This is a genomic window from Colwellia sp. MB02u-14, from assembly GCF_014076915.1.
In the GTDB taxonomy this organism is placed as follows: Bacteria; Pseudomonadota; Gammaproteobacteria; order Enterobacterales; family Alteromonadaceae; genus Colwellia_A.
Genome location: NZ_JACGUX010000080.1, coordinates 1 through 14,410 on the forward strand (window position 1 = coordinate 1; position 14,410 = coordinate 14,410).

Consider the following 14,410-nt stretch of genomic DNA (forward strand, 5'->3'; position numbering starts at 1 on the left):
CTTCAAAACTTCAAAACTTCAAAACTTCAAAACTTCAAAACTAATTTTCTTACGTTATTTTGTTCAATAAATTCCGTTATCTTCTACACTTAAGCCCTATTTCTTAATATATAAGTCTTTATTAGTAAAAAAACAGTGGTATGACCAGTTGTTTTTCTGTTATATTCGAAAGAAGTTAAATAAATAGTTTAAAAAGCATTGGAGAGATACATGCTCAGTTATAAAGCACCGCTCACAGACATGAAATTTTTATTTGAAGATGTCTTTAATTATTATGACCACTATAAGCAGTATCCAGAATTTGAAGAAGCGACACCTGACTTGGTTGATGCGATATTCCAAGAGTGTGCAAAATTCTGTGAAAATGAATTGTTACCTATTAATCAAAGTGGCGACAAAGAAGGTTGTACTTTTGATAATGGTAAAGTAACGACACCTAAAGGCTTTAAAGAAGCTTATAAGAAATATGTTGAAGGTGGATGGCAGAGTTTGTCTCATCCCATTGAACATGGCGGACAAGGCCTTCCTGCTTCTTTAGGCATGGTAAAATCAGAGATGATGGGCACGGCAAACTGGTCGTGGGCTATGTATCCTGGTTTAAGCCATGGTGCAATGGATACCGTGCAACTTCATGGTACAAAACAACAGAAAGAAATATATTTAACTAAACTTACCGAAGGTACTTGGACAGGCACTATGTGTTTAACTGAACCACAATGTGGTACAGATTTAGGCCAAGTAAAAACCAAAGCTGAGCCAAACGATGATGGTACGTTTAACATCACTGGCACCAAAATATTTATTTCAGCGGGTGAACACGACTTAACTGAAAATATAGTTCATATTGTTTTAGCAAGATTACCTAATGCACCAAAAGGTACTCGTGGTATCTCATTGTTTATCGTACCTAAAATGCAGGTTGATGAGCAGGGTAATGTTGGTGAAAGTAATAATGTTGTTTGTGGGTCAATTGAAGAAAAAATGGGTATTAAAGGTTCAGCTACTGCTGTCTTAAACTTTGATAACGCCAAAGGTGTTCTCATAGGTGAAGAAAATAAAGGTTTATTATGTATGTTTACCTTTATGAATACAGCACGTGTTGGTACAGCGTTACAAGGTATTTGTGCCGCTGAACTTGCGTACCAAAATTCTTTGATTTACGCAAAAGAACGTTTGTCTATGCGTTCATTAACCGGTACTAAGAACCCTGAACTAGTTGCTGACCCTATTATTGTTCACCCTGATGTTCGTAAAATGCTGATGACGCAAAAAGCGATCACTGAAGGTGGCCGTGCAATGATTTATTATACGGCGAAATTGGTTGATGACATTCAAATGTTAAAAGATGATAAGCAACGCCGAAAAGCAGATAATCGCTTAGGTTTTATTACGCCAATTTTAAAAGCATTTTTAACAGAATTAGGTTCTGAAAGTGCTAATCATGGTTTACAAATATTTGGCGGTCATGGCTTCATTAAAGAGTGGGGCATGGAGCAAATTGTTCGTGATACACGTATTTCTACTTTATATGAAGGAACAACGGGTATTCAGGCGCTTGATTTACTTGGTCGTAAAATATTATTGAACCGTGGTAAGTATTTAAAACATTTTACTATGGAAATTCTAAGCTTTTGTAAAGACAAGAGTATGATTTCGAGTAATCCTCATAAGCGTCAAATGAATAAGTTTATTTGGCCATTGAGTAAAGCGGTGGCTAGCTGGCAGAAAAACACCGTAAGTTTAGCCATTAAGGCAAAGAAAAACCGTGATGTGATAGGCTCTGCATCGGTTGATTATTTAATGTTTTCTGGTTACGTTGTAATGGCATACTTCTGGGCTCAAATGGCGCAAGCGGCTTATGAAAAGCTCGCTACAGATGTTGAAAATAGAGACTTCTACCGTGCAAAAATTAAAACGGCAGAGTTTTACTTTGAGCGTATGTTACCAAGAACTAAATCGTTATCTGTAACAATGATGGCTGATCCTAAAACGTTAATGCAATTAGATGAAGAGTTATTATCGTTTTTGTAAAACTTAGCTTTTGATCATATAGTCAATAAAAAACCTTTTACAGTATTCTGTAAAAGGTTTTTATCTTTTGGATGAAATATAAATATCTCCTAGGCTAGCAATAAAAATTTATCAATTTTTTGGCAACATCATTCTCCGAGGAAATATTAAGATGGATCTTTATCGGATAAAACGCAAAAATTTAAGTTTCCATTGGGAATAAGGGGCAAAACGTACTGGTAAATCTTTTAGAAACGGTCTTTTTAGCACCGATTTTAAATGACTAAAGTTATCAAACCCTGCTTTACCACTGTATTGTCCTATGCCGCTAGGGCCAGTACCACCAAAGGGTAAGTCAGGTACTGCATTGAACATAATAACATCATTAATACACTGACTACCTGAACTTATTTCATTTATCCATTGCGCTATTTGAACATTGTTACGGCTGAAAATATAAGCAGAAAGTGGTTTTTCTCTTTGTTTAACAAATGATTTTGCTTCATCAAAATCTGCAATAGTGACGATAGGTAAAATAGCGCCAAATATCTCTTCTGTCATTAAAGGACTATCTAAAGAGGGGTTAATAATGATAGTTGGTGCAATATAGCAACTTTCAATGTCGCTTTCACCACCCGCAATTACTTCGCCATCAGTGAAGTAAGAAGCAATACGCTGGCAATGACGTTGATTAATAATGCGGCCATAACTTTTGCTGGTTTTAGGGTTTTCACCAAACATTGATATTATTTGTTCTTTTAAGGCAAGTGTTAACGGTTCAAGCAGACTTTCTTTTACTAATAAATAATCAGGAGCAATACAGGTTTGTCCTGCATTCATCCATTTACCCCAAGCTATGCGCTGTGCTGTTATTTTTAAATCGGCACTTTCGTCGACATAAACGGGGCTTTTTCCGCCAAGCTCTAATGTTACAGGGGTTAAGTTTTTTGCTGCTGCGGCCATCACAATACGAGCCACTTGACCATTACCGGTATACATAATGTGATCGAAAGGTAAGGTGAGTAGCTCGGTTGTTTCTGTTACCCCTCCTTCAACCACACTGACTGCTTTATTGTCCAAATATTGAGGAACGAGCTTGCTGATAAGTGCGGACATCGCAGGAGCAAGTTCTGATGGTTTGAGCACGGCACAATTACCAGCAGCAATAACGGCAATTAAAGGAGCAAGTACTAATTGAAGTGGATAATTCCATGCGCCAATAATTAATACTGTACCTTGTGGCTCTGGTTTAATAAAAGACTTGCCAGGTTGTGTAACTATAGGAGTACTAACACGTGTGGGCTTTGCCCAACTATTGAGGTGCTTGCAGACATGATCAACATCACTCGTTACATACGATATTTCAGTGATCCATGCTTCGAGTGTTGGTTTTGCCAGATCCTCTTGCAACGCTTTTAATAGTTCGTCTTCATTTTCAATAACAAGTTTTTTTATTGCTTGTAATTGTTGTTTACGCCATGAAATATCCCGAGTGATATTTGTATCAAAATACTGATGATGTTTCGTGATAATTGCATTGTAAGCCATGGGTAACCTTAATGTTGATAATGGGTCTTATAGTTTTATTGGTACGACCAGATAAAACTAATTTACATCAATATCTACCTTTGTACAAAGCTAATCAAAGAGTTTCTCGCTAAGTGAAAAATTGCTTAGCCTTTCAAGTTCATTATATTGCCAATAACCCGGGTTACCGTCGCATGAATGTTTTGAAATGCTAATGTTTCCGATGGTATGGCGACGTTGCGATATTGAAGCTGTGTGAAGACCGTTAGCATAATATCAGCATCAATTTGAGCATCGCGCACATTAAAAAATTCACATAAACGAATAAATTGTGCGAGTAATGTTTCTCGATGCATTTCAGCTAAGGCATGTAATTGTGGGCTAACTTGGACTTCAGAGAATAGTAATTGTTGTACGGTAAGTTCTACGGGAGAGTTAATAATACTTTTTACTAATTGTTGAGTGATCATCTCTGAAAGTTTTTCACGTAAATTTTCTTTTTCACTTAATTTACGTAAAGTTGTTTTATTTATACCCGATAATAAATCAATAGCGGGCTGCCAAGCTAAACTTGTTTTCGCTGTTATTTGTGAAGAACACAGTGTAAATGCTTGATGAACTAATTCTTGTATATCTTTAAAATAATAGGTTGTAAGTGAGAGTTGAATATTTGCATTGTTAGCAATAGCACGATGTGTAGTGCCTTTTATGCCATTTTTTGCTAACACTTCAGTTGCTGATTGTAATATTAGTAAACGAGTTTGCTCACCTTTACTCCGTCGTTTTACTGTGGGGCTTTCCTTAGTCAAAAACATATTATTTAAGTCGTATAATTCTAATTAACATAAATTTAACTTATTTTTAGGGAAAATTCAATCTACTAACGAAGAATATCGTAATATGGGTGTTATCAATAGGGAGAATAAAAGTAAAAAATAAATAGTAGGGGGTATTAATAAAAAAGGCCCAATAGAAAATTGGGCTCATTTATACGGTATAAAAATAATGATTACCTACATTTAGGCCATTATGGTCACATCAAGGTTAACCCCTGATCATAACTTAAAGACTCAATGTCTTTGCTCTAAGCTCTTTTGAATCAAAATCATCAACATCAATAGCTGCTTTTCTACCTAATTCAGCTTTGCATAATAACGCTGCTTCTACTTTATTAATTGCATTAGCGTCTAAGCCTTTTTGGGCAACTTCATTAAGTTTGTAAAAAGGTAGATCAACGCCTATAGCCTGACAAACCTTTTTAAAGACAGGCTCACACGCAATAATGTCTTCTAACGTTTGCTCAAGCTGCCCTAAAACATTTTCTGGTTCTCGAGTTAAATATTGACCTTGTCCTAAACGCTCACGCGCTTTACAGGGGGTTTGTAATATTTGTGCAACTTTGTGGTCGGTTATATCAGAGGGTTTATTTAACCAAGTCCCTATTGGGAAAATCATCGCTCTAAGGAAAGTAGCGACTATTTTACTGGGGAAATTACTGATTAACGCATCAATAGCTTGTTGTGTTTCATATAAGCTATCTTCAACAGCCCATTGTAGTAAAGGTAAGTCTTCTTGCTGACGGCCTTCGTCGTTATAACGCTTTAAGCTTGCTGACGACAAGTATAAATGGCTGAGAACATCACCTAAACGTGCTGAAATTCTTTCTTTTCGTTTTAAGTCTCCACCTAATGTCAGCATTGAGATGTCTGATAACATCGCTAAGTTACTACTAAAGCGAGTAAGGAGTTGATAGTAACGAGAAGTTTGATCACTAAAAGGTGTTCTCAGTAACCGTGCACCCGTGATTGAAAACCATATACTGCGGACCACATTGCTAATGGCGAAGCCGATATGGCCAAATAAGGCATGATCAAATTCTTTTAGTGCTATTTCATCATCTGTTTGATTTGCTGCTTCTAATTCAGCTAATACGTAAGGGTGACAACGGATAGCTCCTTGGCCATAAATAATTAAGCTACGTGTTAAAATATTTGCACCTTCAACGGTTATTGCAATTGGCGCACCTTGATAACCGCGAGCAAGATAATTGCCTTCACCCATGCAAATACCTTTACCCCCATGAATGTCCATTGCATCATTAACACAAACGCGCATTTTTTCTGTTAAATGGTATTTGGCGATTGCAGAGATAACAGAAGGCTTCTCACCTAAATCGATCGCCCCCGTAGACATGGTTGTTACTGCATCCATTAAATAAGCATTACCACCAATTCGAGCAAGGGGTTCTTCAATGCCCTCCATTTTACCAATCGGTAATTTAAATTGACGACGAATGCGACTGTAAGCACCTGTAGCAAGTGCTATTGACTTGATCCCGCCTGCACTATTAGACGGTAATGTAATAGCACGACCAACAGATAAGCACTCCATCAACATACGCCAGCCTTGACCTGCCATTTCAGCGCCACCGATAATAAAGTCAAGTGGGACAAAGACACCGTTACCTTGAGTAGGACCATTTTGAAAAGGGATATTTAATGGGAAATGTCGACGACCACAAATAATACCGTCAAGGTCTGTCGGGATCAATGCACAAGTAATACCTAAGTCGACCGTATCGCCAAGTAAATTACCAGGGTCTTTAAGCTTAAAAGCTAAGCCAAGTACCGTAGCAATAGGAGCTAACGTTATATAGCGTTTGTCCCAAGTTAATCTCATACCAAGTACTTCTTTACCTTCAAACTCACCGTGACAGACAATACCTTCATCTGGTATTGCACCAGCATCTGAACCTGCTTCTGGACTTGTCAGTGCAAAACAAGGAATTTCATCACCAACCGCTAAACGAGGAAGGTAGTAGTCTTGTTGTTCTTTTGTTCCGTATAGTTGCAATAATTCACCAGGGCCTAAAGAGTTAGGTACCCCAACAGTACTTGCTAAAACGGCACTGACACCTGATAGTTTTTGTAAAACTCGAGATTGTGCATAGGCACAGAATTCTAAACCACCATATTTCTTTTTGATAATCATCGCAAAGAACTTATTATCTTTTAAAAACTGCCAAACTTCAGGTGATAAATCAGCATCTACATGGGTAGTTTGCCAATCATTAGTCATTTTACAAATTTCTTCTACCGGACCATTTAAAAAACTTTGCTCTTCAACACTTAACCGTGGTGTTTCATAATTATGAAGTTTTTTCCAATCAGGATTGCCACGAAACAGTTCGGCCTCAAACCAAGTGGTACCAGCATCTATGGCTTCTTGCTCCGTTTTAGACATTTGCGGCATAATAGATCTAAACATTTTGAGCAGAGGCTGACTAATATACTGCTTTCTAAAGTCAGAGATATTGAGGGGAAGGGCAATAAGTGCAAATATTATCCAACTGAAAAATGACAGTGCGTCAAATATAGTGCCAAGCGCCATTAATGCTGCAAAACTTAAAGTAAACGTTGAGAGCGCAGCACGGGTGTATGCCATAAAACCCGTTAAGATAATGGCATAAATGAACCAAGTAAATTGTTCCATTAATTTTCCTTTTTTGAAATAAAAACCTCACGATAAAAATAAAGAGGTCTGACCATTATTTTAGCTTAAATCTATGTTCGATAAATTACAAATATATTTATCGTTGTTCCCTTATTTATAGGATAATAACCGCAATTATCTATTCGGAAATTAATTTATGTGTGAACTATTGGCCATGAGTGCGAACGTACCCACTGATATTTGTTTTAGCTTTAGCGGGTTAATGCAGCGTGGTGGTAACACAGGGCCCCATAAAGATGGCTGGGGAATTACTTTCTATGAAGGGAAAGGTTGCCGTAGTTTTAAAGATCCATTACCAAGTGCGCAATCGCCTATTGCTCAATTAGTAACAAACTACCCGATAAAAAGTGAAGCGGTTATTTGTCATATTCGTCAAGCTAACTCAGGGGGGATTTCCTTGGAGAATACGCATCCATTTACTCGTCAAATGTGGGGGAAACATTGGACTTATGCGCATAATGGCCAGTTAAAAAATGTTAAAGAGGAACTTCCTGTTAAGTTGCATATCCCTGTTGGCGCAACTGACAGCGAACACGCTTTTTGTTGGATTTTAGATCAACTTCATTTCAAATTTGCTGTTCAAGAACCACCTGCAGTGGAATTGTTTCAGTATATTGCTCAGCTAAGTGTGAGAATAAATATACTGGGTGTTTTTAATGTCAATATTACGAATGGCGAGTATCTATTTGCTTATTGTGCCAATCACTTACATTGGATAACTCGAAGAGCTCCTTTTGGTAAAGCGAGCTTAATTGATGCAGAAGTGGTCATTAATTTCACAGAAGAAACTACAGAAAGTGATGTTGTCAGTGTTATTGCTACGCAACCATTAACCAATAATGAAACATGGCACAAGATGACAAAAGGTCAATGGCATTTATTTTGTTTAGGTGAGTCTATTGCTTCAGGACAAGAGCTATTGAGTACTGAAGTTAATGCACTTCAAGGGAAGTAAGTTGTGCATCAAATTGTTCAACATCAGATTTTATTTGTTGTATTTTAACCAGCAAGTAATTTAGTTCTGGAGCGAACCATGCGTAAGTCACTTTTTTCTTTTCAATGACTTCCCTTTTCAATCGTATGGCTTTTACCATACCAAAGGGAAGCATTAATTCATCTTCGCCATCGTACTGATAAACATAATTCTTTATTTTCCCTGAATGGTTGATCACGGGATAAACAAAAAGTTTTTGTTCGGGATGTTGAATTAAGTTTAAGCGGTTTTGTAAGTGATAACTGAGTTTGTCTTGAATATTACTAGGGAAATCAACAGATAGCTTTGTATTTTCTTTTAGGTTTATAGCGAGGCTGTCAGCAATGTTGTATTGCCAAACGTAGTTTTTATCAGGCCCTGTACCTTCTCGTTGAAAGTCATATTGCACAGGAGTGACTTTATGAAGGTCTATATTTACTAAGGAGACTTCTTGACGGTTATCTGAAAATATTAACCACTCAATATCTGTTTTATAGCTGTATTTAGCTTGTTGTGGCGATATATATTCTAGTGTTCTCGAAGCGGAGCCAACAATATCAGCTGAGCGTATAAGGTTATATTTGGCAGTAAAAGGCTGAATAACATATTGTTCTGTATTTATATTAGTTGTATCGTTTGCGAAAACTAAACTGCTTCCAGCAACTAATACTAGAGCAATACCACATAATTTATTCAGCATTTATTTACCTATAACTCATCATTTAATATTTTATTTAATCACTCGCATAACCAGAAGCAGGCAGTGCATTACCTTCAAAAAGTACAGTGTCATTGTGCATAGAAATGCGCTGATTACAACACCATTTTACCACTAAAGGATAAATTCTATGTTCTTGTTCGTGAACTCTAAGTGCCAGGTCATCAGCGGTATCACCTTCAAAAATTGGTACTTTTGCTTGTAATATTACGGGACCACCATCGAGTTCTTCTGTAACATAATGCACACTAACACCATGCTCATTATCTCCGGCATCAATGGCACGTTGGTGCGTATGTAAACCTTGGTATTTAGGTAATAAAGATGGGTGGATGTTGATTAACTTACCCTGGTAATGCTGTACAAACTGTGGTGTTAATATTCTCATAAAACCAGCTAAAACAACAATGTCAGCCTGATATAAATCAATTTTCTTGATTAATGATTGGTCGTAAATTTCTCTACTGTCAAAGTCTTTATGAGAAAGCACACAATGGTCTATGCCTGAATTTTCAGCGCGAGTTAAGCCATAAGCATCTGCTTTATTTGAAATAACCCCAACAACTTTTCCTGGGTAATCAGCAGATTTACAGGCGTCTATAATCGCCTGTAAATTTGTGCCGCCACCAGAAATTAGCACAACAATATTACTTGATAAATTGCTGGCTTGTATGTTCTTTGATGGCATAAAATTAACCTTTATTGATCACTACTTGTTCAGCGCCAGTTTGCATATCAGCAATTTCGCCAATGTGCCATGCGTTTTCACCATGAGCGGATAAAATTTCAATACTTTTTGCAAGATCATCTGCAGGAACTACGATAATCATACCAACACCACAGTTGAAGGTACGGTACATTTCGTGCGTCGTAATATTACCTTTCTCTTGTAGCCAATTGAAAATTTCAGGCCACTGCCAGCTGTTACCGTCAATAATAGCTTGTGCACTTTCTGGAAGTACACGCGGAATATTCTCCCAAAAGCCACCACCTGTAATATGTGATAAAGCATGTATATCAACTTCTTTATGCAATTCTAAAACAGATTTCACATAAATCTTGGTTGGTTCAATCAAATGGTCACCAATTGATTTACCATTTAGTAACTCATTTGTATCTGTTTTGTTTACTTCTAATACTTTACGAATTAATGAGAAACCATTTGAATGTGCACCAGAAGAGGCTAAAGCAATTAATTGGTCGCCTGAAGCTACTTTTGTGCCATCAATTAAACGTGACTTTTCAGCGATACCCACACAAAAACCGGCAATGTCGTAATCACCTTTGTGATACATACCTGGCATTTCAGCTGTTTCACCACCAACCAAAGCACAGTTTGATAAAACACAGCCATCAGCAATGCCAGCAACAACTGCTGACGCAACATCAACATCAAGCTTGTCTGTTGCATAATAATCTAAGAAGAATAAAGGCTCAGCACCTTGAACAATGAGATCATTTACACACATAGCCACTAAATCGATACCAACCGTGTCATGTTTCTTTAAATCAATAGCCAAGCGTAATTTTGTACCTACACCATCTGTTCCCGCAACCATTACAGGTTCTTTATAACCAGTTGGTATTCGGCATACAGATCCAAAACCACCTAAACCACTCATCACTTCAGGACGAGTTGTACGTTTTACCGCACCTTTAATGTTTTCTACTAGGGCGTTACCTGCATCTATATCAACGCCAGCATCTTTATAGCTTAGAGACTGTTTTTGTTCGCTCACGGGGGAAACCTCAATTAATTAGCATAAGAACTTTAATGGCGCATTCTACCAGCGCAATGGCGTGGTGAAAATCTTTATAATAAATTATTTTTTATTAGTATTTAAATTGATTAACACTATGATAAGATCTTACATATAAAAATGGTCAACTTAAATAATATGTTTAGATATTTCATTGTATTAGTTGTTGCTTTAAGTCTTTTCTTTGCTTCAGTGCAGGCTCCGGCTGTCGAAGTTAAAAACTTATACAACGCAAAGGTTATAGTAAGCTCACAAACCAACTCAGAGCAGAAGCGTGCATTGAAACTAGCAATGGGTGCTGTTGTGCTAAAAGTTGGTGGTCAACAAGCATTATTATCAAACTCAGCCATAAAAGAAGGCCTGAGAAATTACAATCGATATGTTGTTAAATATCGTTATCAACGTAACGCCGATAAGACTGAACTTTTAGTTACCTTTGATGAAAGTAAAATTAATCAGCTGTTTGAACAAGCAAGTGCACCAATATGGGGAAGTTTACGGCCTCAAATCTTATTATGGCTCGTGGAAGAGAATGGTTTGCAGCGAACGACCATATCTAATGCAACGCATTCATCTTTTTCTGAGAATACCGCTTCACCAATAACTTACAATTTACCTATAACAGTCGAACAATTTTCTACACTTAGAGGCCTACCTATTTTAATGCCGTTAATGGATTTAACGGATGTCAATAATATTTCAACTTTTGATGTGTGGGGGCGCTTTGCCGCACAAGTCCAAGCAGGCTCACAACGTTATAATCCAGAATCTATTATTATTATTCGTTTATCAAACAGTAGTTTATTGCCAAAAAAAGACAATTTTGGGCAAGTTGACGATTGTCTACTGTGCCCCAAAGAGACACAGCAATATGCATTAGATTGGAGTTTTATTGCCGATGCCCAGGGTTACAATCGTGATCAAATTGGTGCACAAATCTTTGGTGATATTAGCTATGGCAATTCCCCTGATGAATTATTACAAAAAGCACTTTCGCTTATTAGTGATAAAATTTATCAAAAATACGCTCTAAATAGTGATGTTGATCATAATTATATTATTGATGTTGCCAATATTTCATCATTGCAAACTTTCATTGAAGTTGAACGATTCCTTGAACAATTATCATCTGTTAAGTCAGTTAAGTTACTCAATGCTTCAGGTGAAAATCGTCGTTTTGAATTAGCATTAAAGAGTTCAGGGCAAGCATTTATTGCTTCATTAAAACTGAATAAGCAATTAGATCGTTTTGTTGACCCACTTGCAGAAAAAGTGATTGATGCGATACCTGTTTTTTATTGGAAACCATAGTGAAAGTCACTTCTCAATTAACCTTGTCCGTTCAACTGCCCGATGATGAAACCTTTTCAAGTTTTCAAAGTATTGCTAATTACTCTGCAACTGAACAGTTAAAGTCATTTATCAAAGCTGGCAACCACGTTGTTGAATCAGCGCATGTTAATAGTTTTTATTTATTTGGCATGTCTGGAGTAGGTAAATCACACTTGTTACATGCCAGTTGTACTTTTGCTGAAAAATTGGGGTTGTCATCGTTTTGTTTATCGTTTTCTGAATTAAAACAGTTGTCAGTTGAAGTGTTAGACGGGTTAGAAAATATCGATCTAATTTGCCTCGACGATGTGCAATTAATTGCAGGTGATAAACTTTGGCAACGGGCAGTTTTTGATTTGTTTAATCGCGTTATCGAGCAGAACAAGCGTTTAATCATTACGGGTGACCAGAGTGTGTCACAATTGAAGCTAGGTTTAGCGGACCTCGTTTCGCGATTGTCATGGGGAATGACAGAGCAAATAAAGCCCCTCGATGACGAAGAAAAATTAATCGCGTTAAAGTTTAGGGCGCAGCAACGCGGTTTATTATTAACAGATGAAGTTGCTAAGTATTTACTTAGTCACTTATCACGTGAAATGAGTCACTTGATCTTAGCCCTAGGGGAGCTTGACGAAGCTTCAATAAGAGAACAGCGTAAAATCACTATTCCATTCATTAAAGCTATCTTATTTTAAAGGGCTGGGTTTTTCATAAAACTCATGTTGAATAAAGCGTCTTTCTGTTTTCTGAGCTGAAACTTTTTTCAGTGCTGACAGCTCTTTTGTAAATGGGCTAATGGTTAGATTATCATCCCAACTTTCTCCCATATTCATCATGATAGGGTCAGGTAAATTACCCACTAGGCTTTGTACATCAGCTACTTCAGGTAAAATATGACTTACGGCAAATAATACGCGAGGTTTAATGTTTTCTTCACCAATGCGTCCACGTTGTCCCCAGTTTACGATATAACGTTCAGTTGTGTTTTTTGGGGCGTTTGTTATGGCTACATCTCGGCTAATACCAAAACGAGTTTGCATCATAAAACCGTCAAAAAGCATGGCGTAATCTTCACGAATACTTGAGTAGTTATAAAATTGCGGGGCACTTTCGCGACTAAAGAATGTGCTGACATCATTAGGCTGATAAGATTTTTGGGTATCCGTGGCGTCCACACCATGAAAGCGTACTTGCGCTAAAGCTAACATTTCATCACCGAACAATGGTAGTGTACTTTTAAGTTGATCTGATTTAAATCCAGTATTGTCAGATATGCGTTGTGCCACAGATAAAATCGGTTCATTTCTGTTTAAACTTGACCAAACACTACTGGGGAAAAAGTCATTTGCATGAGCAAGTTCATGGTACATTAAAGCGGTTAAACTATATAAAACATCCTCTGGTTCTCGAGTCGTTCGGACATTCTCAGAAAAATAATTTGTAGTGTAATTGTTGTTTTTTACATAACGCCATGGCATTGCAAAATTGAGATCACGACCAAATGATGCTCTATAATCTGGTGCCTGATTTATTGTGTCTCGTTCGTCGGGTGTTAACCAAAAATAGTTAGCATCTAAGTGAATAGCGCCACTCACCACCCAGTAATATGAAGGTCTGATATCATAAGAAATAACAATGGCGGTATTGGCTCTGAGTAAGTTTTTGAAATCATTGTTTGGATCAAAACTTTCAAGAAATGCCTTAAATCTTTCTCCCATCCAATAATGAGAAACGACTACTCGATCCATTATGTCGTCAATTGTCGGTGTGGTTGTATCGTGGGCAATTAAAGGTAGGGTATCAAACGAGCAGGTTTTATTAAAATTTATTTTGTTGCTATAAACACAGTCAACAAGTACATCGGCATAAGAAGAGTTTTTAACGAACGGGAATACATGGGCTAAACGCTCGGTATAAGCGGTATCTTTTGATTCGGTATCTATTAGGTCTGCTTTTTCAACAAGAATAGCTACTTTGTCGCTATAAGCTCCAGAAGTCACGGTAAATTCTAATAAGGTATCTTTAGTGACCTCTGGCGCATTAAAGAATACAGCATAATCACCATTGGTTTTTTTGGCCGTAAAATTAACCTCTGGTCCAGAGGTTTGCTGCCAAACTAAAGTGTTTACTGAAAGTTCGCTTGTTATTGAAGCCCTTAATGAAACTTTACTGCCTTCTAGAGTGGCATGTCCTAAACGAGCAGAAATTTGGCTTTGTTCACTGAATACCGTAATAGAATGAGTCAGATTTTCTTTGCTACCATCAGCAAGTTCAAATGAAACATTAAAGCTATATGCTCCTGCAACGATAGGAGTAAAAGCGATAACCTTGCTTGTGAAGGCTAAAAAAGTAACGGGCTCGCCAGCTGTTTGCGTCCAAATAATATTCGTAATATCACTTGTCGGCGCAAAAACAACCAATTCTACTGCTTGATCTATTTTCACCTCATTATCCGTTGTAACAATTTTAGTTGATTCACTATTATTGTTACAAGCAAATAAAAGAGAGAGTAATATTGCAATAGAGAGAATTTTTTTCACTGTTAATCCTTAAATAGAAACGCTATTTTTTCAATAG

The 14,410-nt window shown here is 37.2% G+C and carries 11 protein-coding genes; 4 read left to right on the top strand and 7 right to left on the bottom strand.

Going from position 1 to position 14,410, the window contains the following annotated elements; all coding sequences use genetic code 11:
- Positions 1 to 210: 210 nt before the first annotated feature.
- Positions 211 to 2,031 carry an acyl-CoA dehydrogenase C-terminal domain-containing protein gene (locus H4J52_RS13070; protein ID WP_182181425.1) on the top strand — a complete coding sequence of 607 codons (1,821 nt, stop codon included), beginning with the start codon at positions 211 to 213 and terminating at the stop codon, positions 2,029 to 2,031.
- 159 nt (positions 2,032 to 2,190) lie between these two features.
- On the opposite strand, the gene H4J52_RS13075 is transcribed toward H4J52_RS13070, so the two are convergent.
- From H4J52_RS13075 to fadE, 3 genes are all read right to left on the bottom strand, one after another.
- Entirely contained in the window at positions 2,191 to 3,558 is a 1,368-nt protein-coding gene (locus tag H4J52_RS13075; RefSeq protein ID WP_182181424.1) for an aldehyde dehydrogenase family protein, read from the bottom strand.
- Between the two features lie 125 nt (positions 3,559 to 3,683).
- Entirely contained in the window at positions 3,684 to 4,346 is a 663-nt protein-coding gene (locus H4J52_RS13080) for a TetR/AcrR family transcriptional regulator (protein ID WP_182223812.1), read from the bottom strand.
- A 253-nt stretch (positions 4,347 to 4,599) separates the two neighbouring features.
- A complete protein-coding gene (gene fadE / locus H4J52_RS13085) occupies positions 4,600 to 7,029 on the bottom strand; it encodes an acyl-CoA dehydrogenase FadE (RefSeq protein WP_182223811.1) in 2,430 nt (809 codons plus the stop codon).
- Between the two features lie 157 nt (positions 7,030 to 7,186).
- Here fadE and H4J52_RS13090 point away from each other — a divergent pair, with 157 nt between their 5' ends.
- Positions 7,187 to 8,005 (top strand): class II glutamine amidotransferase, encoded by an 819-nt coding sequence (locus H4J52_RS13090; RefSeq protein ID WP_182181421.1) that lies wholly within the window; start codon positions 7,187 to 7,189, stop codon positions 8,003 to 8,005.
- Here H4J52_RS13090 and H4J52_RS13095 read toward each other — a convergent pair.
- Genes H4J52_RS13095 through purM form a run of 3 tightly spaced genes read right to left on the bottom strand, consistent with a single transcriptional unit; the run spans position 7,983 to position 10,480 of the window.
- On the bottom strand, positions 7,983 to 8,723 hold the full coding sequence (locus H4J52_RS13095; protein ID WP_182224901.1) for a DUF3108 domain-containing protein: 741 nt from the start codon (positions 8,721 to 8,723) through the stop codon (positions 7,983 to 7,985). The two genes, H4J52_RS13090 and H4J52_RS13095, sit on opposite strands and share 23 nt — an antisense overlap.
- A 34-nt stretch (positions 8,724 to 8,757) precedes the next feature.
- Complete coding sequence (gene purN / locus H4J52_RS13100; RefSeq protein ID WP_182181419.1) at positions 8,758 to 9,429, bottom strand: phosphoribosylglycinamide formyltransferase; 672 nt, start codon at positions 9,427 to 9,429, stop codon at positions 8,758 to 8,760.
- A gap of 4 nt (positions 9,430 to 9,433) precedes the next feature.
- Complete coding sequence (gene purM / locus H4J52_RS13105; RefSeq protein WP_182181418.1) at positions 9,434 to 10,480, bottom strand: phosphoribosylformylglycinamidine cyclo-ligase; 1,047 nt, start codon at positions 10,478 to 10,480, stop codon at positions 9,434 to 9,436.
- A gap of 159 nt (positions 10,481 to 10,639) precedes the next feature.
- Between purM and H4J52_RS13110 the strand changes: the two genes are divergently transcribed.
- Together H4J52_RS13110 and hda are read left to right on the top strand one after the other, a co-directional pair.
- Positions 10,640 to 11,812: a DUF2066 domain-containing protein gene (locus tag H4J52_RS13110; RefSeq protein ID WP_182181417.1), complete on the top strand. Its 1,173-nt coding sequence runs from the start codon at positions 10,640 to 10,642 to the stop codon at positions 11,810 to 11,812.
- Positions 11,812 to 12,528, top strand: a complete 717-nt coding sequence (hda, locus tag H4J52_RS13115; RefSeq protein WP_182181416.1) for a DnaA regulatory inactivator Hda — start codon at positions 11,812 to 11,814, stop codon at positions 12,526 to 12,528. The genes H4J52_RS13110 and hda overlap by 1 nt, the downstream gene beginning before the upstream one ends.
- Here hda and H4J52_RS13120 read toward each other — a convergent pair.
- Positions 12,520 to 14,373 (bottom strand): hypothetical protein, encoded by a 1,854-nt coding sequence (locus tag H4J52_RS13120; RefSeq protein WP_182181415.1) that lies wholly within the window; start codon positions 14,371 to 14,373, stop codon positions 12,520 to 12,522. The genes hda and H4J52_RS13120 overlap by 9 nt on opposite strands.
- Positions 14,374 to 14,410: the final 37 nt, after the last annotated feature.